Origin of the sequence: Sporolactobacillus terrae DSM 11697, assembly GCF_000648615.1 — a bacterium.
In the GTDB taxonomy this organism is placed as follows: Bacteria; Bacillota; Bacilli; order Bacillales; family Sporolactobacillaceae; genus Sporolactobacillus; species Sporolactobacillus terrae.
The window spans coordinates 51,415-77,379 of the sequence record NZ_JFZC01000012.1 but is presented as its reverse complement, the minus strand read 5'-3'; the positions used below and the strand labels follow the sequence as shown (position 1 = coordinate 77,379).

Here is a 25,965-nt window from a genome sequence, read left to right as displayed (position 1 = left end):
TTCATAAATAAAAGGTATCACAGTCATATTCACTGCGATACCCCCAAAATCATATACTTTCTTTTCCTGTAAGAAAAACCGGGCAAAAAGCGCCCGGTCCCTAATCTCCAACCATGTTTGATGGGCTCGTGTCTTTTCAGCGCTGAATCGCCGCTTCGGTTACTCGCTTGCCGCGGGCGCCCCGCGAGCCTCCTCAGACAGGCCAGAAATCTGCGGGGTCTCGCTGGCACGCTGTTCCCGCAGGCGTCTCGCACCTCCGCTTTGTTTCTCGGCCAAGACACTGGGCTATTGGTTTGAAGACAGGGCAAAATCATATACTTTCTTATCCTGTAAGAAAAACCGGGCAAAAAGCGCCCGGTCCTTACTTCCGCCTTCCATTCGGGCTTTGTTCATCACCTTGTGCACAAACGACACTCCAGCTGCTCGCTTGCCGCGGGCGCACCGCGAGCCTCAGACAGGGCAAGAATCTGCGGGGTCTCGCTGGCACGCATCAACTAACCGCGATCCCGCAGGCGCCAGAGCCCCTCCGCTTTGACTCTTGGCCAAAACACTGGGCTATTGGTTTGAAGACAGGGCAAAATCTTATCCTTTCTTTTCCTGCTAAAAAGGGTGTCTCAAAGTTAAAAACGGACTTTTGAGACACCCTTTTCTTGCTTTCTATCAACTTTTTTAATTGCTTTCCGCCACGCAACACATTGTGTGCCATTTTGAATGGACCTTTTTATGCTTTGTTAATCACAAACTGGGCAACCACTTGTCTTAATTCATCCGCAAGTATCGACAAGTTGGTTGCGTTATGGGCAATTTCTTCCATTGATGCCGATTGCTGTTCTGCTGCAGCCGATACATTTTCGGAAAGGCCGCTGGTCGTCTCAGACAAATGAGCAATTGCATCAATTCGTTCGACAATTTCTCCTGAAGACCCTGAAATTTTCTGAACAGAGTCAGACATCTCTCGCGCGGCTTTCGATACTGAAGCAACCGTTTCCTCAACATCAGCAAACGTCGTCGTGGCTGTATCAGCCATACCGATTCCCTTGCTCACTTGTTGCGCTCCCGTTTTCATCGACTGTACAAGTTCTTGTACTTTTTCAGTAATCGAGGCTTCAGCGTCAGCAATCTTAGCGGTTGATTCTGCAGATTGGACGGCGAGTTTCTGAATTTCAGCTGCTACCACACTAAATCCTTTACCATGTTCCCCAGCTCGAGCCGCTTCAATCGCTGCATTCAGAGACAGAAGATGGGTCTGTGCCGCAATATCATTAATCAGATTATTTGTGTCGCTGATCTGATTCAATTTTCCTTCCAAATCATTCAACTCTTTAGCAAATTGATCATTCGTTGTTCGAATGATTTTGATTTGCTGAACAACTTGGGTCAACGCGTGTTTTCCATTGTTGACGGAATCCGTGGCATCAACAGATCGTTCGCTAAGGACTGTGGCTTGTGTAGCTATTTTCTCTGTTTCTTTATTGATTCGAGCAACACTTTGCTTGGATGCTTCAACCTTTTGATTCTGTTCTTGGGAGCCGGCAGCAATCTCTTGAATCGCTTGCGCAACTTCATCGGAGGTTGCCCGATTTTCCTCTGTTGAAGCGGTTAATTCTTCAGATGATGAGGCAACAGCAGTCGCCTTGTCATCCACTTGTATCAGGACATTGTTTAAAGATGAAATCATCTGATTGAAACCCGTTCCCAATTGTTTAAACTCGTCAAATCCTTCTTTTTCAGCGAGATTCGTCAGATCCTTCTCCGTAACTTTATTAGCAACATGAAGCAGATTCTTAATGGGTCGGATGATGAAGTAGACCGTCATCAACGCAAATGCGGCAGCAATGATTGCCGTGATTGCACCAATAAGGATTGAATTCATCAAGATACCGTTGGTGTTTCTTGAAATATCACTGTTGTTCAGGGAACCGACAATCACCCAGCCGGTATCCTTATTGGTGACATAAAAGTCCTTCTTCTCAATCCCTTTGTAGTTTGTTTCCACAGAGCCGCTGCTTGATTTCTTTATCTTTTTAAGCAATGCAGCGTCGGGAACCTTCGTCCCTGGCTTCAGTTTTGGGTGTGCAACAATTTTTCCGCCGGGACTCACGATAAACGCATAGCCGCTCTCGCCGACACGAACAGAGTTGGCTATTTTTTGAAGTTCCCCAAGATTTAGATCGATACCGACCACGCCTTGCGTATCTGTGGTCGTGGAAGACAAAGAAACAACATAATCTTTGACAAGCACCGAATTGTACGGCTCATTAACGACAACATGGTGGGGTTGTTTCATTGCATCGATAAACCATGGACGTGTGACGGGATCAAATCCGTCAGGTTTAATCAATGACTGCGGCGTATACACGTAGTGACCTTTTTTCGTCCCTACATAAGCCTGAGCGAGCCCGCTGTCGGCTTGTTGCTGTGAAAGCAGTGTATTAATGGTTTCACGATTTTCACCATTTTTAATGGATACAGCAGAGATGTGGCTCGCTAAATAATCCAAACGTTCTTTCTCTAGGTCAATCGTTTGAGAAATATTTTGGTTTAATAAGTTGACACTGTTCGTCGCACTGTGTTCAATCTGCTCCGACACCTTATGACTGGCATTGATAAATGAAGCGACACCGACAATAATCGCAGGAACGAGCGCTACAACGATCATAGAAGTAATTAATGTTCTTTTTAAATTGAGATTTAAACGCAAGCGTTTCTGCTTTTCCGACATATTTCGATAAAATCCTCCTTTTTTCTCTATGATTTATATATCGGAAAAAAACAGAGGATTTGAAATACAATTTTTTAAGCAAAGCAAATCGACTCATTCACTTTAATACGCGGATGCAGCGATTGCAGCACCGGACAATTTTCTGCGATTTGATAAAAGACATGTTCAACCTGTTCGCGATCACGTCCTTCCACCTTCATCACAAATTGCACATCAATACGCGCCAGCGGATTAGGATAGCAGCTGCCAAGCTGATAATCAAGCACCACTTTTTTCATTTCATAGCTCACTTCGCGCATATTCAGCAAATTTTCAAAAACGTAGGTACTGCATGCTGCGGTCGCCGCTGCAACAAGCTGCACCGGTGAAAAGCCCGCCCCTTCCTTCAGGCACCAATTTCCCTGTTCATGGACAAGTTCCAAACGATCACGGTCTTGAATCAGTTCCATTCTCCAGCCCCCTTGATCATGCACGATTTGTTCCATTATATGGCCGTGCCTAAGCGAATATGTGCCGCTTTCCGCTCAATTCGCATGCCGGGTCAGTCGAAAAAACTTTGTCTTTATCGTCATATTTTGAAAATAACCGCACACTTTTTGCTATACTAATTGAATGGATTTGTCACATTTTGTTCTGCATCATCATGGGCTGCCCGCGTAATACCAGAGCCAAAGGAGTAAACTATGGGAAAGAAAAAGGACTTGCAACCATCACGAAGCTCATTCAGAAGATCAAGAAAACGCCACCGTGTTTGGCGCTATATCTTATTGACCCTTGCGATTCTGCTTGTTACCGGAACTGCTTTGGGCTTCTACGAATTACATCGACTGAAACCGGCCAATCATTTCAATCACTTAAAAACGGTTGGCTCCGGTGACACGAGCAAGATCAAAAATTATAAAGAAAAAGCCGGAACCTTCAATGTACTGTTGATCGGCTCGGATTCTCGAAAAGGGTCAAAGGCCAGTCACACCGACTCGATGGTGCTGATTCATGCCGATTTAAACAATCATACATACAACATGCTCAGCATCCCGCGTGATACCCGGGTCTACATGGATGGCTACGGGCATACAAAGCTGACGAGTGTCCAATACATTGCCCAAGTGAATCATGGAACCAAAAAAGGCATTGAAACTGCGGTGTCCGCCGTATCCAACCTCACCGGCGTCCCGATTCATTACTATGCCGAGACCAATTATTGGGGGCTGCAGTATATGGTCGATGCACTGGACGGCATTGAAATGAATGTCCCGTTTAAAGTCACCCTTACCCACCCATGGTACGCGAAAAACGCAGGCAAAACCTTTGCCCCCGGCGTTCAAAAGTTGAACGGTGAAATGGTAACCGAGCTCTGCCACGAGCGCTATTCCTTGCCGGGAACCGACTACGGACGGCAACAGCTTCAACAGGCGGCGCTGATCGGCATTGCAAAGAAAATCATGCAGCCATCCAACGTCACCCGGCTGCCGGCGCTGATGCAATCCCTTTCCAAGTTCCTGATTGCTACCAACATGTCGACTGAAGACATGGTCAGTGTTGGATTGGGCGTAAAGGACAACTTTCAGCCTGAAAAACAGATCAAGTACCGCCAGGTTAAAGGCCGCGGCGCAACGATGCGCGATGATCTGCTTAAAGCAAATAACAGCCAAATCATTCTCGATGAAAATGAACTGAAAACAACGATCAAAAAATATTTTTCAAACTAAAGTTTGATCAGATCAAATACCGCCCGTGCTTTTGGCACGGGCGGTATTGTCTGCGGTCCGAAGCGCCGCAGCGATCGATTTTTAAAAAGAGAACCTCTGAAACGGTTGCAGTTTTAGGGGTTCTTTTGCATGTATGCTCACTTTAAATGCAGATAAATGGCCTTTAAACGCGCCTTAGTGATCGGCACCGGGTTATTCTGCATGTTCGGTGCAAAGCTTTTGCTTACCAATTGATCAAGCGCTTCTTCGAGGATGCCCGCCTCTGCTAAAGTCGTGCACAGCTGCATTTCCTTTTTCATCGCATCCATCTGATCGGCAAGCGCATTGCTGCTAGCGAAACCAAGCCGTCTGCTGAAAGCCTGCAGCCGTTCTGCTTCCGCACCTTCTTCACTGTTCAAACGCCAGAAGGACGGCAACGTGAACGCGCACGCCTCGCCGTGCACAATCCCGAAATCTTGAGTCAGCGGATAGGAGCAGGCATGTGCGGCCGCTGTTTGCGTCTGTCCGAAAGCAAAGCCGGCAGTCACCGACGCCTCGCTCATCTTCTCCCGTGCTTCTCGGTTATTGGGTTCGCGATAAGCCGTCAGCAGGGCATCAAAGGCAAGCGTGGCCGCTCGTTCGGCTGCCAAATCGGTCAGCGGCTGATGCTTTTTCCCATAGTAGGCTTCCAGTGCATGAGCGATCACATCAAAACCGCTCGCTGCCGTTACCTGAGGCGGGCAGCTCATCGAAAGTTGCGGATCAACAAGTGCGTAAGCCGGATACAGCTCATCACTGCCGAGCAGTGCCTTCACCCCGCGCTCGGTATCGGTCAATACCGATGCAGTCGTCACTTCACTCGCCGTTCCCGATGTTGTTGGTACGGCAATCATCGGAATGCCCGCATGATCAACCGAGCGCTGTCCGGACAAAAAGTCGGCTGCACTGTACGGGGTCGTTGCTGTAAAACAAGCCGCCTTAGCACAGTCCATAATACTACCGCCACCGAGCGCAATCGCAAAATCACATTGCTCATCGCGAAGTATGGTCGCACAGGCATCCGTATTCAGCACCGTAGGATTCGGCTGAATGTCGGAAAAAACAGCGATGATTCTTCCGTCCGACTGTTCCATAAGCTGCTGTGCGACCCCTGCACGCACCATTGACGGTGCACTGATCAGTAATCCACGCGTAAAACCGAACTGCTGCAGAATCTGCGGCAGTTTTCTGATCTTGCCAAATCCGAAATCAACCGGTACTGGCTGTTTGTAGAAAAATTGCTCCATAGCGTCCCCCTCATTTGTCCGTGTTCACATCATGCTACTCCCATCTTAGAGCAGCCACGCTGGAAAACAAGGGGCGTCCACAACAAAAAACGTTGTGCAAATGCATAATACTCATTGCATGTCCCCCTTGTTCCGGTTTATAACTCGCTAATCAGCTGCAGTACATCACTCGGCCGTTCTGCAATAAAATCGGGACCTGCTTTGCGCACATTCTCTGCTCCATCAAAGCCCCACGCTGCCCAGACCACCCGAATCCCGCTTTTTTGGCTGGCAAGAACATCGCGCGCCTCGTCACCAATGTAAACCACTTGATCCGGCTTTAACTTCTGACGTTTCAAATAGTTATTCATCAGCCGATCCTTAGCAAACAGTTTCCTTGAGCACATAATTGTGGAGAAGCCATCCAAACCGTGAACCTTCAGGAAAAAGCGGATATTTTTCTCCTCATTCGAAGAGAGAATCGCCAAGCGATAGCCCGCCGCCTGTAAATCCCGCACCATTTCCCGTGCACCTTTCATCAGTGGAATCTCCATCATTGACGCTTGATAGTAGCGCGAGATTTCACCGATCAAGAAAGGAATTTTATGGAAAGGAACATTCAGCGCCTTGCAACGTTCCCGCATTGAGCGCGCCCTCAATTGTTCAAACAACGGATGGGTCAATCTTGCAAAACCATGCCGTTGTGCTAATTTATTATAGGCCGTCAGAAATGCTTCTCTCGAATCTGCCAATGTTCCGTCAAAATCAAACAGGACTGCTTTCAGCATCCGAATCACCTCAATTGTATAACTATTTTACGGCACTCAAACCGCGGATAAGACTGTATAAGAGTGTATGCAGCGATGAAACAAACGACACCGTTTAAAACCAGCTGAGCAGTATGTCAAGGGTCACAGCGCTCGTCACAGTCGTGATCAGCGTACAGCTGGAAACAAATTGCGGCTTGGCATTGAACTGGATCGCATACAGCGTCGTATTCGCCGCACTCGGCATTGCCGCCATCACAATAATCACATTCCGCAAAAGCGGATCGATCGGGAACATCACGCACACCCAAAAAGCAATCAACGGCGACAAAACAAGTCGTACGCCCGTTGCCAGACTGATTCGTCCCCAACTTATTTTATGTACATCGACATTCGCCAACTGCATCCCGAGGATGACCATGATGACTGGAATTGATGCATCGCTGACAAGTTCGATACTTTGCAGAAAGTGGGCCGGGATCTCAATATGAAAGAATTGCAGAAGCAGTGCCGGAATAATCGCATAGTTCATCGGCTGTTTCAGCACGGTCTGCAGCGCCATTTTCACGCTCCCCTTCCCGTTCGCCGCAATATAGATACCCACGATGCCCATAAGAATGGCATGAAAAATCATCAACGGCATCGCATAGGAGACGCCCTGCTTTCCAAAAGCAAATAAAATAATCGGCACACCGTAATTGCCGCTGTTTGGAAAAATAGTCGAAAGCAAGAACGCATTCCGCTCGCTTTTATCATAACGAAAGAACCGGCAAAGCAGCAGTCCGGCTGCAATCAGCGCCGCCATAATGATCACCGAAGTCACCACAATATAGTAGAAACTGAGATCCATTGGCGTCGTGTAGAACGTATCAAACACCAAGAATGGAATCAGCAGATACACCGCAAGCGTCGAGATCGGGAGCAAATCAAGTTTAAAGATTTTCTGTAAAAGATAACCGCTTAAAAAAATGAAAAATACCGGTAAAATCACATCAATAAAAATCAGCAAAAAGGTTCCCTCTCTCCAAAGCACTTTTTTCTCTATCATTTTACGTTGTCACAAACGACGAGTACAAGCATTACTTTTCATAGATTGGAACGATTTCGTAGATTTCTACCAGCATCCGAGTAAAAGGGCTAATTTTTTTCTTACATTTTTTGGCATGGATCCCCATCTTTTCGCAAAAACAGATACATTCAATGCTGCATGATCGATCGTTTTGTCAGATTCTGTTGTTCTCTGATGATTTTTTATGATTTATCAATGATTGTTTCTTTGCTACGATTCTCTTAATTGTTGAAATAAACGCATATTTTTTTAGAAGATGCAAGATTTCTTCAACGCGTTTATCGATTAATCAGGAGGGATTACATGCTAAGCACACGCCACACGAAGTGGATCGCAGGATTACTCATTTTTATTCTTGTTCTGTCGAGTGTCTTTTCATTCTCAACATCATCTGCCCATGCAGAGCGCCATGTGAATACGATCAAACCCATGGAGTTGAATAAAGCAGATCTCCAGAACCTGAAGCAGACGATCGAAAGCAAGAAAAAGAGTGCTGACATTGAACAAGGACTCAATACCGACACCAGCAAACAACAAGCGATTATCGTTGAATTTACTACAGATCCTCTTGCCACCCACAAGCCAGCCGCCTCACTCAAATCAGCGAAATCCTTTTCAACCGCAACAAGCGCATTGCAAGCAATTAATAAAGAACATGCCGATTTTAAAGCTTCATTACAAAGTGCGGCAAAAGTGAAAAGTTTCGCCGCTTCCTCCACCCAGCTGGGCTATGAATTTAAGCAAACCTTTAATGGAATGGCCGTTAAACTACCCGGAAATAAAATCAAAAGCATCGCAAAGCTTCCTTATGTTAAAAAAGTTTGGAAAGATCAAATCGTCCGCGTCCCCGAAGATAAAATAACAAAGGTAGCTGAGGACGCAGTTTCTGCCAACATGGATCAAAGTCGTCCGCAAATCGGCGTTGACAAAGCACGCAAAGATTTTGGGATCACCGGTAAAGGCGGCAAAGTCGGTGTTCTGGATACAGGGATTGATTACAATCATCCGGAACTCAAGGGTGTCTACAGCGGCGGTTATGATTTCATCGATAACGATAATGATCCGATGGAAACAACGTATAATGATTGGAAAAAGAGCGGCGAACCGGAAATCGATCCTGATACGGGCAGTGAATACTACACCTCACACGGCACGCATGTTTCCGGAACGATTGCTGCATCTGAACTGGGCATCGCCCCCGATGTCGAACTCCACATCTACCGTGTCCTCGGTCCCTATGGCAGCGGCGCGTCCTCAGGCATCATCGCTGCAATCGACCGCGCTTATACAGATGGAATCGATGTCATTAATCTGTCCCTTGGCTCTTCGGATAATCAGCCTTACGGCGCTGATTCTGTTGCCATTAACAACTTTTCACTAGCCGGGAAAACGGCAGTTATTTCAGCGGGTAATTCCGGACCCTCCGCAGGGACATTGGGATCGCCGGGAACCTCCCCGCTTGCAATCACCGTTGGCGCCAGCGACTCGCCGACAAGCACGCCGGCCTTCAATGGAGCAGCAGGCGATCTCAAACTTGACCTGACCACCATTGCGACCGGACTTGGCGACGACGTTGCAACGCTGCAAGGCAAAGAATACGCGGTCGTTGATTGCGGCCAAGGTCTTGAGGGACAGTTTGACGATAAGGCACTGAAAGCGCAAGATTCAATCGCCCTCATTCAGCGAGGCGGCAACTATTTTGTTGATAATCTCGCAAATGCCAAAAAACACGGTGCAAAGTTTGCGATTATTTATAACAATTCGGACGTCATGTTCGACTACAGTTTCGGCGCATCAAAGCATTACGTTCCCTCCTTCAGCCTGAACAAAGCCCAAGGTGATGCCTTAGTCGCTGCCTTAAAGAAAAATCCAATACTGAAAGTGAACTTCGGCACCATGCACACCGTCGAAAAGTCCGGAGACAACCTTGCCGATTTCAGTTCCAGAGGTCCGGTTGGCTTGACCTATGACATTAAACCTGATCTAACGGCACCGGGCGTTGCCATTGACTCGACAGCGCCTTACTATATTAACGCACCGGACAACGCCAACGATTATACCTATGCTTATCAGATGATGGACGGCACATCAATGGCCGCTCCGCATGTCACCGGTGTGGCTGCACTCCTGTATAGTCAAGCAAAAGCAGAAGGAAAGACGTTGACTCCAGCAGAAGTAAAATCAGATTTGATGAGTACGACTGATCCGCTCAGCAAACCCTGGTCGGTTTTTGACGCAGGCGCCGGCCGTATTGATGCTTATAAAGCATTGAATCATCCAACAACATTTACCGTTCAGAACACCTCGTCCTCTCTGGATCTGAATACCGGGACTAAAGAAGAAATTCCTTATTTAACCGGCTCCGCAGCATTCGGCGCATTCTTTGATCAAAAAGCGCGCGACATCAGCAAAACCGTTAAGATACACAATAGCGGGGCAAGCACAAAAACATTCACACTAAAAGGGACGTTCAATGGATCAAATGTGGGGGCACCTGGAAATGGTGGCTTAACACTCGATCTGCCAAAATCAGTAACCGTTCCAGCAGGTGGAAATGCTTCCATTCAGCTGACGTTGCATCTTCCTTCAGGGACCGCCTACAACAGCTATCAAGGATTTATCACCGCGACAAGCGGTTCAGACATTACCCGAATCCCGTTTTCAACAACCGTTGCCAAACAGCCGGTGGCCGCATCCGCTGACCTTGACCGCTATATAACGCTTAAAGACAGCGGTGATGTGTCCAACTATCCATGGGAAAACGACAATGTTGATGGATACGTGACGATGAATTCGCCAAAAGACAGCGTATGGATCGTCGTTTATGACGCCAATACCGGAAAATTGTTCGGCGTCGCCAATATTTTTGCCATAAAAAATAAAACAGGCGCGCTCAAGCTTGGGGATGCCTGGAACGGAACCTACCTTGATCTTGCCAGTTTGGAAACCAAGCAGGCACCCGCAGGCGACTACCTCCTTGACTACTGGTTTGTCAACGATGATCCAGACGACGCAGGAACCGACCTTCTCGTTCCACTCTCAGTTATTGATCAAGATTCCAAAGATCAAAAACCTTCGTTGTCTCTTGCAACAAAATCAGGAACTTACACAGTCAAACCATCCGATCTGACGACAGAAGTCAATCCTGAGACTGGAAAAAAGGAAAAAGCATTCTGGATCAAAGGCAATCTCAAAGACCCGGCGCTCGATTATTTATGGAATACATGGACACAGCGCTATGACTATCACGGAACGGTCAACGGAACACGCGACTCCATCCAGGTTGTGCCAACCGGAAAAGATGGAAAGGCTGATTTTAAGCAGGCGATCCGAATTAAGGTCGCTGCAGACGGAAGCTTTAAATACCCGATTTCTTATCATTCCTTAACCGATACAGCAACGAAATTCTTTATTTACGGCGTCGGTTATTCAACGGTAACAAGCGAGTCAGCCTTCTTTTCAGTAAAAAAGGATAGTCAAGCGGAGGCCGAAGCCGCTGTTGCCAAAGCAGAGAAAAGCAAATTGCAGCGTGATGTAGACGCAGCGCGAACACGCGTTGACGCGCTCCCGGATGGCCCAGACAAAACCAGATTGCTGAAACGGCTTAATGCCATTAAAGTCAAAGATGGTGATCAGTCATCCGGAAATCCTGCTTCTGGCGAAGAATCAGGAACACTGCCACCAGGACAAACGGATCAGACGGCTCCAGCTCCGAATCCGCCAAAACAGGAGAATGATGGTTCAAGCAGCGATGCACCTGCCGATCCGGACAAAAGCGATTCAAACGTCAATCCGCCTGCTGATCAGAAAAAGGACGATTCATCCTTGATTTCGCCGGTCGACCAATCAAACAGTGGCACGTCGGTAAATGCGGCATCATCACAGAGCAGCGATGCTACCAAAACCGCTGCTAAGGATCAAGCAGCCCATCTCCAACAAGCAAAGACAAGTAGCTTGTTGAATCATTTTCTTCCGGCGCTAGGGGATCAATCCAACCTTTGGTTCATCGGTCTGGGTGTATTCTTCCTTGTTTTTGCAGTACAGCTGATGCGGCGTAAAAAACTGCAGTAATCTCATCAAATAGTAAAGGTGTCCGGATTCGATCCGGACACCTTTTTTTATGGAATAGTTTCTATTTCGGACAAGGTGTGCCCGATTTTTCTAATGCAAAACAAGCAATTAATGCGCCATTTTTAACTGTTTGGCACTTTCCGCCAAATGCAGCAAATTCACAAGCATTTCATGACTTTTCGCTTCGAGACCGTGTTTTTTCGCTGTTTTTACAATATGTCCGTTGATGTAGTCGACTTCGGTCGGTCGGCCGTTGACCATATCCTGGTACATCGATGGATGATGCAGCGGATTTACTTGCGAGCTTTCGTGATCGATGATCTGAAGCATTTCTTCGCGACTCTGCATAAAGCGCACGCCGTCGGCAACTCCCGCCGCATAGCCTTCATCGATCAATCGACGCGAAAGATCATCCGCCCCTGAATAAGCGACATATTCGCCCATCGTGATATCCATCAATGTGCACAGTGTATTAATCACCGAATTCATCAGCAGCTTGCCCCACAGAGTACCCAGATAATTGGTCTGCAGCGTCGGGTTCATGCCCGCACGTTCAAATTCGCGAACCACTTCATCCGTAAAATCATCCGGTTTTTCGGTCACATTAACCAGTTGCGTATGTCCCGCACCCTTAGCACCCATGAAATCAACTTTTCCCGGTGCATCAAGCACTGTCGCAATCAGCGCGATTCCGGCAATGATTCGTTCATTCGGCACATAACGGCGAATGACATCGACCGATCCAATTCCGTTTTGATTGGTCAGCACATACGTTTTTTCACCGATAAAATGGCGACAGGCCACCATCGCTTCTTCCGACTGCATCTGTTTTGTAAATAAAATCACTAAATCCGGAGTTTGCGTATATTCATCCGGACGGTACACATCGACCGGTACTAGATGCTGATTCTGATGGTCGCGCGAGACTTGCACGCCGCCCTGTTTGCAAATGGCCTGATAGCTCGGCGCCCACGGTTCCACAAAATCGACATCATTGCCGACTTCCTGAAGCAAGATTCCGTAGCGCAGTCCCATTGCTCCTGCACCAATGACCGCTATTTTCATTTTGATCACTCCATTCTCTATTTGTAAAACGTTAATTTAAAGAAAACTTGGCGAGGCCAAGCCTCTGGCGCTGGCGGAGCCTTAGTTGCACTTATACTATCTTCCTTATAATCTTTATACTTTCTGATAGTATTAGAAAAACCGGGCTAAAGGCGCCTCGTCCTTAATTAACAACCATGCGTGATGGGCTCGCGTTTTTTCGGTGCTGAATCGTCGCTTCGGTTGCTCGCATCAACTAGGCGCGGACGCGGGCAGTCCGGAAGCCTCCTCGGCTCAGACCACAATCCCTGCGGGGTCTTCCTTGCGGCTTTGATCCATCGAACTGGTGCTTGAACGCCACTTCAGCCGCTCGCATCAACTAGGCGCGGGACGCGGGCAGTCCGGAAGCCTCCTCGCGCGCTGTTACCTGCGTGACACCCCTTCGTCGTCACAATCAATCTATTGGCAAAAACATGCGTCATTACAAGTTTTTATCCATATTGAAGGTCAATTTTGACAGTGACATCGCCTGCATCGTCAAATCCTGGAGCAACTTGCGTGTGGCTTCAAGCGCTTGGCCCGCATTTTCACCGGTCACCTTTGTCAAGAATTTCGTGATTTCCTGCTCATCCAGCTTACCCGCCTGTTCATCGGTCGCTTCGAGCGTGCCAAGATAACTGCTGAAAAGCTGTTCCTTATAGTCCTGCACCTGTTTCAGGAATGCATGGTAGTGCGGCTCGACAATCACCGGAATCGTCTTGTAGAGCCAGTATGCAGAGGAAAGCGACAGCTTAAGCGGCGTCACCGCATACGATTCAGGAACAGAAGTGATGTTCGTGTAAAAAGGAACATAAGGACTGAACGTTCCGGCAAGCGAAATCCACTGAATACCAGCAAACGCATCCGGCACATTGGGACGAATCTGCAAAATATGCGAATCCTGCGTCCGGTTGAGCGAAATCGCGCGGAACAAAGTACGCTCTGCTTCGCTACCGGAGCCGAGCGGATCATACACCGTTTCCTGATAGTGCGAGTCCAGAATATAGGCAATGTCATCGACACCGATTTTCCGACCAGCTTTGCGCAGAAACGGGAGTTCATTCGATTGCGGATCTTGTTCACTATCCGGATTCAAATACTTCTGACCGTACCAGACACGAGGGGTATTGTAATGACGGTCAAAGACATTCTGCCGTCCAAAAACATTGCGGAAGTTGATGGTGTCGCTCCCCGTATTTAAATGATGCTTTTCAATAAAATCAACCAGCTGCGGCGCCATCAAAAAATGCTCTTTCTCGTAAGGATCTATTTCCTGAATCGCCGATTGATTGGCGACCACCGCGTAACAATCATCCGGAATCCGCTGCGCTGCCCACAGATGGCCGGTCACAATTTCCATGTACCAAACTTCATCCTTATCTGAAAACAGAACACCGTTTGATTCGGCCGCACCATAGGTTTCAACAATTTCTCCGAGACGCAGCACACCTTCGCGCGCCGAATGAATGTATGGAAGCACAACCGTAACCATGCAATCTTCTGCAATCCCGTTTTCCACAAGCGGGTCATAACCGAGCACGCGCGGATTGCCGTAAATGCTTTCCGTTGCACTCATACCGACATTTCTCTCATTGATTCCCGCATCTTCAAATGTGACGTAGCGATCCTCGCGATCGGGAATCGCCGTATAGCGGAAGCGTTCCTTCGGCAATGTGATCGTAAAGCGGTTGTTTGGAGATACGTAGTTTTCTTCTTTCTCCAGTACTTGATGCTCATGCACGACCACTTTTTTCGGAACAAGAACTTCATAGCTGTCCCCGTTCCTGGCAATCATCGTTGAGCCATCTAATGTTGCGCCCTTGCCGACCAGCACCGTCGTACAAGCCGCATGTGAATTATTCTTCATTGCGACATCCCTTTGTTCATAAATAGTTTGAAAAGCTTGTAAACTTACTCCTATATTAACTCAATTTTCCGACCGTGAACATTGCCCGTGAACACATTGGTTTTCTCTGAAGACAGAAAAAAGACAGGTGCTGTAAAGCAGCCTGCCTGATTGATGAAAAGGTTATTTTTTTTCACGCGGCGTTACGCGAACCGTAGTTTGATGTTTGGCTTGAACGCCTGCAACATTCGAAACCGTATACGTGATGCGATACGTTCCCGGCTTCTTGGTATTCACTTTGTCGCCGGATACCTTGATTGCCGAAGTCAAGTCGCCATCCTTTGGATCCTGCGCGCGAACTCCATCGAGCGGATCGAATTCAGATCGATAGCTGACCGTCTGATGATCAGGGGCGTTGATTGTTGGATTGTTGCCCCAGATGCTTTCGAAATGCTCGCCGACAGCCCGGGTAATGGTCACTTTTCCGCTTTCCGCGAAGAATGCCAGCCCTTTTGAATCGGACGGCTGTTCGGGATTCGGATAAACCACCTGAGTCAGCACTTTTTCTCCATTGTTCACGAATACTTCAATCGAAGACGTATCGACGTAAACCGCCAGTTTGATGTTGGTTGGATTTCCGTCCAGCTTCACCTTGGTATTCTGTCTTGTGATCGATTCGCCGTCTTTTGTTCGATCAAGATAAACCTGCTTGCTGCTTGGGTCATAGCCAACTGCAACGTATTTCGAACCGTCTTCCGAAGCTCTGAGTTTAACGCCAAGACGATTCGGTGCTTGATTTTTCTTCCATGAAAAATCAGCGCTGACTTTATACTGCGTGCCGGAAAAGTTTTTGATATCGATCGTTTTTTCTGATTGAGCGCGCGCATGAATCTTCCGAACATCTAAAGCTGTTTCCCCTTGGCTTAATTGATTCACTTCTTTCACAGGCGCCTGTTTCAATGAATAGCCGCTATTGTCACGAACGAGCGTCAATTCTCTCGGCAAGGTCATCTCTCCGTGCCATGGTGTGGTCTTCTGCTCACCAACGTAGTTCCAATTCGACATCCAGCCAAGCATGATCGTTCGTCCAGGCGTTTCCCCAAACGTAACACCGGCATAGAAATCCTCACCGAAATCGAGCCACTGTGGATTTTTCATCGTTTCATCAGAATCCGGAATGAATTTTTTCCCATCAAAATTGCCGATAAAGTACTGCATTCCGGATCCGCCCGCAGGTGCCCCTTGCTGCACGCTTAGCGAAAGCACCCATTTTGTCTTGTTCGTGCCTTTGACCTTCATCGGGATCAGTTCCGGGCATTCCCAAACGCCATTGCCGACATCATGTGCGCGCTTAATCGCCGATTGAAAGGTCCAGTCCTTCAAGTTTGTTGACGTAAACAAATCAACTTCCTGCCCGGAAACGACCGGCATAACCCATTGCTTATTCGCTTCATCATAAACAACTTTCGGATCACGGAAATTTCCCGCATCACTGGTCGGTACTTGGGTTACCGGAATAACCGGATTCTGGTTGTTGTACTTTTTAAATGTCTTGCCACCGTCCGTACTGTACGCCATGTTCTGTTCCTGGACTTCACGGATGCCCAGCAAGTTGCCAAGTTGATCTTTGCTGTAATCATCATCGCGAACGGCAACCTGATAGGTACTTGTATAATAAGCAATCAGTGTATTTTTTCCAAAGCCTGCGACATTGTCTTTATCCAAAATCACTGAGCCGCTGAAAATGTAGCGCTTACCGTTCGGATTCCAAACATCCCAATTTGTTGTCGGGCGGCCAAGATAATGAACCGGTTTTGCATCGTCCTTTGTCTTCATCCAGAAATCGACCCATGCATTTTCGTCACTCTCCGGAATGGCGACATCCTGTTCCTTCCAATGAACAAGATCCGTACTCGTTGCATGCCCCCAAGACATGTTTCCCCACTCATTCCCCTGAGGATTATATTGATAGAACATATGATAAACGCCGTCGTATTTGATCAACCCGTTCGGATCATTCAGCCAATTCTGTTTCGCCGAATAATGATACTGATTGCGGTAAGGTTCTTGATAGGAGCCAGCTGCTGCCTTCGCCTGTGCAGGAAATACCGATCCAATGATCCCGAGAATGAGCAGCGCAGCAATCCAAGACGTTAGTATTTTTTTCAATCGTTTTTCTCCCCTTTAGTTAAGCGTTTTCATTTTGTGGGTCGATCATTTCACAAATAAATCGTTCCTCCTCCTTCCTTCCGGATACAAAATCTAATGCATCTCAACGAATCTGAGCACGATTGGTTTCATCCGCCGCACTAAATCCAGCAATTTTCATACCAACCTTGTGTGTTGCACTGATTCACCGTAGAATTCTCGATTGCAGCAGGAAAAGTTGCCGGACATTTTCCAGTGCACGCCTTAGTATTTTTAAACACTAAGATTGAAAATGAAAACACAGCCCAGAGAAAAAGCACACTAACTGCCTTTTTTATCGTGATGAGACACACTGACTTAAGGGAAAAAAACACTGAAAAGCATAGGCTGATTGACTCAAATCGAAGAATCATGCTTTGTGCCTAGTGATTCTAAAGGCAACAAGGACCAAAAACCGATAGGCCAAATCAAGGTGATTCATCGGTTCATCCATAAGTAAGATCTCAAGCTCTTGAGCAAGTGCTTGTGCCAAAAAGACCCTCTGCTGTTCGCCGCCCGACAACTGGGAGCCTCCTCGTACATACCGTTACCTGCGGGTCTCCCCTGGCCTGCGATCAACAGGATCGCTCCGCAAGCGCCTCGCGCTTACGTGTCTGGAGCTGATTTTATTGAAGACGAAATTTATTCCAGTACAAACTGGTCAAAACTTCAAACTTTCTTTTCTTGCGAAAAAGCCTTCGGACAATTGTTCCCTGCAAGGGTTCAATCGCCCAAAGGCTCCTAATAGAATCAGTGTTCATGCTTGAGTACTGCGCAGCAGTTCGGTTTCGTCCCACAAAATTTTATTGTCTTCGATAACGACACCAAACTCGTTTCTGGCACGTTCGGACGTGATATAATCGTCAAGCACATCGCCAAGAACGGCTTCCGGATCACGTTCGAACGGGCTACCGTATCCGCCGCCACACGGACCGATGATCTCCAGCGTTTCGCCTGGGTTGGTTTTCTTATAGGGAACCTTTGACGGGAGTACCGTCTCCTTACCCGCGCGATCACGGAAAATCAGCGTGCTTGGCGTGCCATCACAGCCGCCGGCAAAACCCCATGGCGCGTATTTTTGTCCTTCGCCTTCGACAGAAAATCCGCCTTCATCGGTAAATTCAATGTCACGGATCGGACCGACACCGCCGCGATATTTTCCTGAGGCTGCGGCATTGTCCGGGAATTCATAACGAGTCACACTCAGCGGTTGATGCGATTCGATATCCTCGATCGGATTGTTTCGCGTATTAGCATACAAGACATCGATCGCATCCATACCGTCTTTCCCAAAGCGTCCGCCGGAACTTCCGGCCATAATATCCATGTATACCCAGTATCTTTTATCAATCATCCCGCTGTAGGCGACCATGTACAAATTGCCGATGCCGGCGCAAATTTGATTTGGAACCGCCTGACCGAGTGCATGCATGATCGTATCGGCAAGTGCATTGCCGGGACAAAATCGAGAGATCGTCGGTGCCGGGTAAGTTGGGTTTACAAGCGTTCCTTCCGGCGCGATGATCTTAATCGGTTTCACCATTCCGGCATTTTGCGGAATGTAGCCGAATTTCTTCGAATCCAGCAGAATGGTTCGGATCGTCAGGTACACCGCCATATCTGTAGTTCCCGGAAACGGCATGTTGATCGGCCGGTCATCGACCTGATCCGAGGTTCCGGTCAGGTCAACGATCATGTCATCGCCTTCTACAGTCAGGTTGACCTCGAACTTCAAGTCCTTTCGCTTCGGATCCTCACTATCCAAGTATCCGTCGATGTAGCCGGACGAATGATACGTGCCGTCTGGTATTTTCGCAATCTCGTTTCTCAGGATCCGCTCCGAATAGTCGATCATATAGTCGCGTGCCGCTCGGACAGTCTCGAGTCCGAACTTTTCGACCAATTCCAAATAGCGTTGTGCGCCGATCCGGCACGTTGCAATTTGTGCTTCCATATCACCGACAACCATATCAGTGGCGCGCACGTTATCACGAATCAGCTGCCAAACAGTATCATTCGGTTTTCCTTCATCATAAACCTTGATCGCCTTAAACTGCAGCCCTTCTGCGAAACAATCCACTGCATCGATGATCCCGATGGAGCCTGGAGACAGCGCGCCAAGATCAAGTTGATGCGCCGTTGAGCACGAAAAGCCAACTAACTCACCTTTATAATAGACCGGAACAAAGAAACCGCAATCCGGCTGGTGTGTCGCACCATAAAAAGAAGAATTATGGAGAATAACATCCCCCGGTTTAAAATCATCACCGCGCTCGGCCATAATCGTACGAATACCTTGGAGGTAGCCGGGAATCGGACCGGATTGCAGCGGTGTACTGTTTACCGACTCGCAAAGCTGCTGTCCGTTTTCATCAAGCAGCGCGCAGCCAAAATCATTGGATTCGCGAATGATACTGGAATAGGACATACGCGCGAGCTTGTGCCCCATTTCAATCGCAATATTTTTCAGTGCACCGCTTAGAACTTGTGCCGTAATCGGGTCGATCGCTTTCTTCGTATCTACCATTACGCTTCGCCCCCTATTTTTACGATGATGCTTCCGTTTGCGCTCATCGTTGCCGCGCAGTTCGGCGGAATAACGGATGTCGTATCCTTTTGCAAAATAATGCACGGACCTGCAAAAGCTTCATCGATCGGCAGCTTGCTTTTCATATAGTGCGGCGTGTCAAATGATTTCAACGTGCTGTTTGAGCGGAACCATGCCGGAGCCACTTTGACCAGAGCCTCATCAAGCGAACGGCTTCCTTCAGCAAAATCAGGATCACCAATCTTCGGCATTTCACCGACGCCGGTAACACGCATGTTGACAATTTCAACCGGGTTATTTAAAAAGGAGTGCCCGTACTCACGTTTATGAACCTCATGGAACGTATTCCAAATAGCCGACGCGTTGCTTTCATTAATTACCCCTGTAGCAACCGGGATGCGCAGCTCATAGCCCTGCCCGACATAGCGGCAGTCAAAGAAACGCAGGAGCGAAATTTGTTCCTTCTCAAACCCTGCATCCATCAATTGAGCCGTAATTTCTTTTTCAAGATTCGTAAAACGCTCGTTCAAATACGCCAAATCGACCTTGTCGCTCGCCACAAAAATCGTCTGAACGGCATCATACTTCAAATCGGTCGTGAGCAGACCGGTTGCTGACGTAATTCCCGGATACGGCGGAATGATGACTTCCGGAATATCGAGAATTTTTGCCACTTCGATCGAACACATCGGTCCACCGCCGCCGAGCGCCGCCAAACTAAATTCACGCGGATCAAAGCCTTTCTGAATCGTACGCGATCGGATCGCGTTGGCCATATTATTATTCACGATCGTTAAAATGCCCTCAGCAGTTTCATAGAGCCCAAGCCCAAGCACGGAAGCCAGGTGCTGAACCGAAGCAACCGCCTTTTCCGGGAAAATCTCCATCTCACCGTCCAGGAAGTGATCCGGATCGAGACGGCCAAGCACGAGCGTGGCATCGGTCACGGTCGGCAGATCGCCGCCGCGTCCGTAACAGGCAGGACCCGGATAGGATCCGGCACTTTGCGGGCCAACCTGAAATGCGCCGCCGGCATCAACATAAGCGATACTTCCGCCGCCCGCACCAATCGTATAAATATCAATCATCGGCACCTGTAGCGGGTAACCGGCAATTTCAGTATCGCCGGCAGAAGATTCCGAGAATCCGCGCTCGGTCACGATCCCGATGTCTGCACTTGTTCCGCCGACGTCAAAGGTAATCAGCCGTTCATGATTGGACAATTTTCCTGCCCATTGGCCGCCGAGCACCCCTGCTGCCGGACCCGATAATAGGGTCAGAACCGGTTTTTCAGAAATTGTTGCTGAATTGGCCACTCCGCCATTTGATGTCATAATCAGCAGATCGCAATCGATGCCGGCATCAGCGAGCCGTGATTCAAGCGCTTCGATATACCCTTTCATCTTCGGACCGACAAATCCGTTCATCGAAGCCGTCGCAAACCGTTCAAATTCACGAAACTGAGGCGAAATCTCTGCTGAAGTCGTGATATAAAAATCAGGAAACTTTTCCTGGACGATCTCCTTCACCCGCTCTTCGTGATCCGGATTCAAATAAGAGAATAAGAACCCGACCACAACTGACTCGACGCCTTCCTTTTTAAAATCATCAAGAACGCTGATGACCGCTTCCTCATCAAGTGGCACTTTTTCATAGGCCTTTCCATCGAGCACACCGATCCGTTCGGAAACCGTCTTTCGATAGCGTCGCGCCACCATTGAGCGATCCTGCCACGGAATATCCTGAGTGATCGAATAGTTTTCTGGTCGCTGGTGCCGGCCGATCTGCAAAAGATCACGGTAGCCTTCCGTCGTAATCAGTCCCGTTTTCGCCCCCTTATGCTCCAGAGCAGCATTGGTTGCAATCGTCGTACCGTGGAAAACATGATCGACACTGCCGCGATCAATCCCGTAACGGCTGCATAGTTCTAAAATGCCATTGACCATGCCAATTGATGGGTCGTTTGTGGTCGTTGGCGTTTTATGAATCTTTGAAACACCGGTATCCGTATCTGTGTAAATCACATCGGTAAATGTACCACCAATATCTACACCAATAAGTTTCATAAGCGTCAGCCTCCATCCACAATTCGAAAACGAATTACAAAGCATATTTAAAAGAAAGTCGAAAACGATCTTTAAAAATTCAGACTTAAAAAAATGTAAGCAGTTTAAACAAAATTTAATTCAGCACAAAACCTGCATTAGGAACAATCTTTCCAGCTTAAGATACGGATTGATCAAGTCTACTGGTAAAAAGCAAGTTCGTCACATACTTCCGAGTTTCTGGAATCAGAAGCTGCACCGTCGCTTGCGGAGCGTTTCCTGTCTCCTCAGCCTGTTTGAATGCAACAAATGTGCCACTAAGATTTTCAATGATACCGACAATGCAAAAATTATTTTCAAGCAACGTGTCAATCTTTTGCTTTTCATCTAAATAAAGCTGGTGTTCTTGCATTGCTCAACCTCCAAACGTACTGATCAGGCGCTGGCGTTCGTTCCAAGTCATCGAAACGTCACTTGGCTGATCGATCATATCAATCGCGCCTTCTGCCGGACAGACAATGGAACAAAGGTTGCAACCGACGCAATCCTGTTCACGCACTTTGAGTGCACGGGTACCGTCGGACTCTGTATAAAATTCAATGCACTGATGTGCTGCATCCTCACAGGCAATGTGGCATTTGTTGCAATGAATACAATAGTCTTGATTGATACGGGCAACCACTTTGTGATTCAAATCGAGGTCGCCCCATTTCTTATATTTGGAAACAGAACGCCCGACCAAATCCGAAACGGAAGCAAGACCTTTTTCATCCAAATAATTGTTCAATCCGTCGATCATATCCTCAACAATACGGAAGCCATGATGCATGGCAGCCGTGCATACCTGCACGCTCGATGCACCCATCAACATAAATTCTGCGGCATCCTGCCAGTTTTCGATCCCGCCGATCCCGGAGATTGGTACCGGAATATCCGGCTGCGTCGCACACTCGGCAACCATGCTCAAGGCAATCGGCTTCACTGCAGGTCCGCAATAACCGCCGTGTGTCCCTTTGCCGGCGACATTCGGGATTGTATTCCATGTGTCCAGGTCAACGCCCATTAAACTATTAATGGTATTGATCATGCTGATCGCATCGGCTCCGCCTTGAGCAGCCGCATAGGCAGTTGCCGTAATATCCGTAATGTTCGGGGTTAATTTGACGATCACCGGTGTTTCTGCTGCTTCTTTTGTCCAATAGGTTTGTTTTTCGACCAATTCCGGAACCTGCCCTGAGGCAGAACCCATACCGCGCTCAGCCATTCCATGCGGACAGCCGAAATTGAGTTCCAGACCGTCAACACCAACATCCTCAACACGTTTGACAATCTCATGCCATTTCTCCTGTTTTGGCTCAACCATGAGCGAAGCAATGATTGCATGATCAGGATAGGCACGTTTCGTTTCTCTGATCTCGCGCAGATTGACTTCAAGCGGACGATCCGTAATCAGTTCAATATTATTAAAACCAGCCACACGCTGCCCGCCATAATTCAATCCTGAGAATCGTGACGTTACATTGATGACCGGATCACCCAGTGTTTTCCATACGGCACCGCCCCAACCGGCGTCAAATGCACGCTGCACCTGATAGCCGGTGTTGGTCGGTGGTCCGGAAGCCAGCCAGAAAGGATTCTTTGACTTAATGCCTGCAAAATCAATATGCAAATCCGCCATCGCCTTCACTCCTCAGTTTTAAATTTTGCTGAGCAGCTGCTCATGAATCGCTTGTGCTGTCTTTTTCCCCTGCTCCGCAGCTGCAACAACCATCGCTTCGCCTTTTCCATTACCGAAAATCACATCACCGGCAGCATATACCTTAGGATTCGATGTTTGGTAAGTCAGCGGGTCAACCGCCACAACACCGTGATCATGAGCCAAATCAAATGCCTCAATCAATGGTACATCACGCATTTGTCCGATCGCCTTGACCACGACATCGGTGTTCATGGGAAATGGAGCATTGTCAATTTCGATTGGACGGCGGCGCCCGCTTGCATCTTTTTCGCCGAGCATGATTGGCGCACAGACAACGCTTGTAACGTTACCGTTTTCGTCGCCTTCAATCCTTTTCGGCTGTGTTTGCCAGCGAAATTCAATGCCTTCTTCTTTGGCAAAACGGTATTCAAACGGATAAGCAGTCATTTCCTTCTCAGAACGGCGGTACACGATTTGCACGCGAGCCGCACCCAATCGTTTTAGACAAGTCGCTGCGTCGATGGCCGTATTCCCGGCACCAATCACGACTGCCTTTTTCCCGGAGAAACGATCCGTGACGTGGCCGCTTTTTACACGTTCAATCAGCTGAATCGCATCAAATACGCCGTCAAGTTCTTCTCCGGGAATGCCAAGCGGCGGTACATGAGCCATACCGATGGCCAGGATAACTGCATCAAACCCATCAAGAACCGCTTGAATCGATACATCTTTTCCGACTTCAGTATTCGTTTGAATGCTCACGCCGAGTTTCTTGATCTGCTCGACTTCCCAAAGCGCAACATGCTTGGGAAGCCGAAAGGGAACGATCCCGTACGTATCCAGACCTCCAGCTTCCGCTTGTTTCTCAAAAACCGTTACTTGATAGCCATAACGCGCAAGTTCCCGAGCCGAAGACAACCCGGCCGGACCGGCACCGATTACTGCAACCCTTTTGCCGTTCTGCTCGCCTGCCTCAAACAATTGCGGATTATTTTTCATCGCCCAGTTCATCGTATGCCGCTGCAGATCGCCGATCATAATTGGTAGTGACGCATCGTTGAGCACGCAAGCACCTTCGCATAATTCTTCGGTTGGACATACCCGCGCGCAGGTTGCTGCGACCGGATTCGCTTCCATAATGATACGCGCCGACCCTTTCATATTGCCGGTTGTAATCTTTTTGATGAATAACGGAACATCAATATGGGTTGGACAGGCCTTCATACACGGTGCATCGAAACAGAACAAACAGCGATTCGCTTCCTCCATGACTTCTTTTGGCTTCATGTCGGGCTTCACTTCATCGAAGATCTTCCAAGCATTCGTTGCTGCAGAATCCATAACCAATCATCTCCTCGTATTCAGCCGTCATTCATTGCGTGAATCAGACGTTTTCCGGATCGGATTTGATTACATTGCCACTTAATTTTTTTGACGTACTTGCTGAATCCATCATCACCGTCATCGAGGCGTACTCTTCCTCGCTGAGCATGCTCGGGCTTTGACGCATCAGGTATCCGTACACGCACCCGGAGATGATCAGACCGAATGTCCATGCATTTTGCCACAGGAAGGAAAGTGCCGGGATAAAGAGCCCAAGTACCGGAATCACGATTCCGATCAGCAAGGCATAAATACTCTTCATGTTAAAGCCGGAAGCATAGCTGTATCGACCGTCGCTTTTATACAACTCGCTCAATGCAAGACGACGTTTGCGTACAAACCAATAATCGGCAATTGCAATTCCATCGATCGGACCAAGCAGCGCGCCGTATCCGTTGAGGAAGACGAAAATGTAATTGGCGATATCGCCAACAAGATACCATGGCTGCATCACAAGCGAAAGCAGACCAGTTAAAATGGCACCGCCGGCAAAGGTGATTTTTTTCGGATAAAGATTTTCTGCCGCACGAGCCGGAGCGACGACGTTCGCAGCAACATTGGTCGTTAAGGCAGCTAGGATAATGCCAATTGTACCGATGAAGATCACAAATGGAGGAAAATGAGAAAGAAGTGCAGCCGGATCCCAGATCGCTTCACCGAAAATAACGACGGTAGCCGAGGTGACCCCAACACCGATGAACGCAAACAGTCCCATCGTACCGGGAAGTGCAATCGATTGACCAACCACTTGCGCTTTTTGACTTTTCGCGTAGCGTCCGAAATCAGGAATGTTTAGAGCCAAGGTTGCCCAAAAAGCGATGACCCCGGTTAATGCAGGGAAAAAGATGGCTAGGAACGAGCCGACTGAATTAAATTTAGAAGGAGCAGAAAGCATTGGCCCAAAGCCGCCGGCAGCAGTTAATGCCCAAATCAGCAAGGCAAGACCGAGAATGAGCAACACCGGGGCAGCCCAGAATTCCATTTTACGGATGGCTTCCGGTCCGCGATAGGCGATCAATACATTCAGAGCCCAGAATGCAAAGAACGCGATGAACAAGTGCCCGCCGACCTGTTCCCAACCGGTCATTGAGACAAGCAGCGTATCGATCGCCGCACCACCGTACCAGCAGTTAATACCGAACCAAGCCGCGGCAACGATTGCCCGGGCAATCGCCGGAATATGTGCCCCTTTTGATCCGAACCAAAGACGTGCGAATACCGGATAAGGGATGCCAAACTTCGTACCGGCATGCGTATTCAGCAAGATTGGAATCAGAACGATCAAGTTTCCGAGAATGATCGTGACGATTGCCTGCCACCAGTTCATCCCCAGTGCAATCAGTCCGGACGACATTGTGTACGTCGGGATACAGATACACATGCCTATCCAAAGTGAAGCAAAGTTATATGCCGTCCAATGATGTTCCTCTTTCGTTGTCGGGCGCAAATCTTCATTCAACAGATGACTGTCTTTAAGCGTTTCAGCAGCTTCGCTGGTCAATGTTACAATACCGTTTTGCTCAACTTGCGTTTTCGTCATGTGTCTTCCTCCCTAATTTAATTTGGAGTTGCAGGAGAACCATCACAAGACC

At 48.1% G+C, this 25,965-nt stretch carries 16 protein-coding genes and 1 pseudogene; 2 read left to right on the top strand and 15 right to left on the bottom strand.

Annotated elements, in window-relative coordinates; all coding sequences use genetic code 11:
* Positions 1 to 721: 721 nt before the first annotated feature.
* Positions 722 to 2,722, bottom strand: coding sequence for a methyl-accepting chemotaxis protein (locus AA84_RS0102020; RefSeq protein WP_028975814.1), 2,001 nt, complete (start codon positions 2,720 to 2,722; stop codon positions 722 to 724).
* A 74-nt stretch (positions 2,723 to 2,796) separates the two neighbouring features.
* Positions 2,797 to 3,171 (bottom strand): OsmC family protein, encoded by a 375-nt coding sequence (locus AA84_RS0102015; RefSeq protein WP_028975813.1) that lies wholly within the window; start codon positions 3,169 to 3,171, stop codon positions 2,797 to 2,799.
* Between the two features lie 234 nt (positions 3,172 to 3,405).
* On the opposite strand from AA84_RS0102015, the gene AA84_RS0102010 reads away from it, so the two are divergent.
* Positions 3,406 to 4,431 (top strand): LCP family protein, encoded by a 1,026-nt coding sequence (locus tag AA84_RS0102010; protein ID WP_028975812.1) that lies wholly within the window; start codon positions 3,406 to 3,408, stop codon positions 4,429 to 4,431.
* 137 nt (positions 4,432 to 4,568) lie between these two features.
* Here the strand turns inward: AA84_RS0102010 and AA84_RS0102005 are convergent, their stop codons facing one another.
* The 3 genes from AA84_RS0102005 to AA84_RS0101995 form a co-directional block, all read right to left on the bottom strand.
* The gene (locus tag AA84_RS0102005) at positions 4,569 to 5,696 is read right to left on the bottom strand and encodes an iron-containing alcohol dehydrogenase family protein (RefSeq protein WP_028975811.1); all 1,128 of its coding nucleotides are present in this window, start codon (positions 5,694 to 5,696) and stop codon (positions 4,569 to 4,571) included.
* A gap of 137 nt (positions 5,697 to 5,833) precedes the next feature.
* On the bottom strand, positions 5,834 to 6,463 hold the full coding sequence (locus tag AA84_RS0102000) for an HAD-IA family hydrolase (RefSeq protein WP_028975810.1): 630 nt from the start codon (positions 6,461 to 6,463) through the stop codon (positions 5,834 to 5,836).
* Between the two features lie 94 nt (positions 6,464 to 6,557).
* The gene (locus tag AA84_RS0101995) at positions 6,558 to 7,451 is read right to left on the bottom strand and encodes an AEC family transporter (RefSeq protein WP_037562682.1); all 894 of its coding nucleotides are present in this window, start codon (positions 7,449 to 7,451) and stop codon (positions 6,558 to 6,560) included.
* 363 nt (positions 7,452 to 7,814) lie between these two features.
* Here AA84_RS0101995 and AA84_RS18215 point away from each other — a divergent pair, with 363 nt between their 5' ends.
* Entirely contained in the window at positions 7,815 to 11,582 is a 3,768-nt protein-coding gene (locus AA84_RS18215; protein ID WP_051577764.1) for a S8 family serine peptidase, read from the top strand.
* Positions 11,583 to 11,690: 108 nt separating this feature from the next.
* Here the strand turns inward: AA84_RS18215 and AA84_RS0101985 are convergent, their stop codons facing one another.
* The 10 genes and pseudogenes from AA84_RS0101985 to AA84_RS0101940 form a co-directional block, all read right to left on the bottom strand.
* Positions 11,691 to 12,647 (bottom strand): ketopantoate reductase family protein, encoded by a 957-nt coding sequence (locus AA84_RS0101985; RefSeq protein WP_028975808.1) that lies wholly within the window; start codon positions 12,645 to 12,647, stop codon positions 11,691 to 11,693.
* A gap of 460 nt (positions 12,648 to 13,107) precedes the next feature.
* Positions 13,108 to 14,532 (bottom strand): C69 family dipeptidase, encoded by a 1,425-nt coding sequence (locus tag AA84_RS0101980; RefSeq protein WP_028975807.1) that lies wholly within the window; start codon positions 14,530 to 14,532, stop codon positions 13,108 to 13,110.
* A 162-nt stretch (positions 14,533 to 14,694) separates the two neighbouring features.
* Positions 14,695 to 16,680 carry a GH32 C-terminal domain-containing protein gene (locus tag AA84_RS16860; protein WP_051577763.1) on the bottom strand — a complete coding sequence of 662 codons (1,986 nt, stop codon included), beginning with the start codon at positions 16,678 to 16,680 and terminating at the stop codon, positions 14,695 to 14,697.
* Between the two features lie 433 nt (positions 16,681 to 17,113).
* Positions 17,114 to 17,224, bottom strand: a pseudogene (locus AA84_RS18515) (ATP-binding cassette domain-containing protein); the annotation flags it as partial.
* Positions 17,225 to 17,455: 231 nt separating this feature from the next.
* On the bottom strand, positions 17,456 to 19,225 hold the full coding sequence (locus tag AA84_RS0101965) for a hydantoinase B/oxoprolinase family protein (protein ID WP_028975806.1): 1,770 nt from the start codon (positions 19,223 to 19,225) through the stop codon (positions 17,456 to 17,458).
* On the bottom strand, positions 19,225 to 21,312 hold the full coding sequence (locus AA84_RS0101960) for a hydantoinase/oxoprolinase family protein (protein ID WP_028975805.1): 2,088 nt from the start codon (positions 21,310 to 21,312) through the stop codon (positions 19,225 to 19,227). The genes AA84_RS0101965 and AA84_RS0101960 overlap by 1 nt, the downstream gene beginning before the upstream one ends.
* Before the next feature lie 157 nt (positions 21,313 to 21,469).
* The gene (locus tag AA84_RS0101955) at positions 21,470 to 21,703 is read right to left on the bottom strand and encodes a hypothetical protein (RefSeq protein ID WP_028975804.1); all 234 of its coding nucleotides are present in this window, start codon (positions 21,701 to 21,703) and stop codon (positions 21,470 to 21,472) included.
* 3 nt (positions 21,704 to 21,706) lie between these two features.
* Positions 21,707 to 22,969 (bottom strand): NAD-dependent dihydropyrimidine dehydrogenase subunit PreA, encoded by a 1,263-nt coding sequence (gene preA, locus AA84_RS0101950; protein ID WP_028975803.1) that lies wholly within the window; start codon positions 22,967 to 22,969, stop codon positions 21,707 to 21,709.
* A gap of 18 nt (positions 22,970 to 22,987) precedes the next feature.
* On the bottom strand, positions 22,988 to 24,331 hold the full coding sequence (locus tag AA84_RS0101945; protein WP_028975802.1) for an NAD(P)-dependent oxidoreductase: 1,344 nt from the start codon (positions 24,329 to 24,331) through the stop codon (positions 22,988 to 22,990).
* Positions 24,332 to 24,374: 43 nt separating this feature from the next.
* On the bottom strand, positions 24,375 to 25,913 hold the full coding sequence (locus tag AA84_RS0101940; protein WP_028975801.1) for an NCS1 family nucleobase:cation symporter-1: 1,539 nt from the start codon (positions 25,911 to 25,913) through the stop codon (positions 24,375 to 24,377).
* Positions 25,914 to 25,965: the final 52 nt, after the last annotated feature.

Coding starts and splice junctions, on each gene's coding strand:
- AA84_RS0101955 (WP_028975804.1), bottom strand. CDS start 21,703: ATGCAAGAACACCAGCTTTATTTAGATGAAAAGCAAAAGATTGACACG.
- AA84_RS0102020 (WP_028975814.1), bottom strand. CDS start 2,722: ATGTCGGAAAAGCAGAAACGCTTGCGTTTAAATCTCAATTTAAAAAGA.
- AA84_RS0101940 (WP_028975801.1), bottom strand. CDS start 25,913: ATGACGAAAACGCAAGTTGAGCAAAACGGTATTGTAACATTGACCAGC.
- AA84_RS0102000 (WP_028975810.1), bottom strand. CDS start 6,463: ATGCTGAAAGCAGTCCTGTTTGATTTTGACGGAACATTGGCAGATTCG.
- AA84_RS0101945 (WP_028975802.1), bottom strand. CDS start 24,331: ATGGATTCTGCAGCAACGAATGCTTGGAAGATCTTCGATGAAGTGAAG.
- AA84_RS0102010 (WP_028975812.1), top strand. CDS start 3,406: ATGGGAAAGAAAAAGGACTTGCAACCATCACGAAGCTCATTCAGAAGA.
- AA84_RS0101985 (WP_028975808.1), bottom strand. CDS start 12,647: ATGAAAATAGCGGTCATTGGTGCAGGAGCAATGGGACTGCGCTACGGA.
- AA84_RS0102005 (WP_028975811.1), bottom strand. CDS start 5,696: ATGGAGCAATTTTTCTACAAACAGCCAGTACCGGTTGATTTCGGATTT.
- AA84_RS0102015 (WP_028975813.1), bottom strand. CDS start 3,171: ATGGAACTGATTCAAGACCGTGATCGTTTGGAACTTGTCCATGAACAG.
- preA (WP_028975803.1), bottom strand. CDS start 22,969: ATGGCGGATTTGCATATTGATTTTGCAGGCATTAAGTCAAAGAATCCT.
- AA84_RS0101960 (WP_028975805.1), bottom strand. CDS start 21,312: ATGAAACTTATTGGTGTAGATATTGGTGGTACATTTACCGATGTGATT.
- AA84_RS0101965 (WP_028975806.1), bottom strand. CDS start 19,225: ATGGTAGATACGAAGAAAGCGATCGACCCGATTACGGCACAAGTTCTA.
- AA84_RS18215 (WP_051577764.1), top strand. CDS start 7,815: ATGCTAAGCACACGCCACACGAAGTGGATCGCAGGATTACTCATTTTT.
- AA84_RS0101980 (WP_028975807.1), bottom strand. CDS start 14,532: ATGAAGAATAATTCACATGCGGCTTGTACGACGGTGCTGGTCGGCAAG.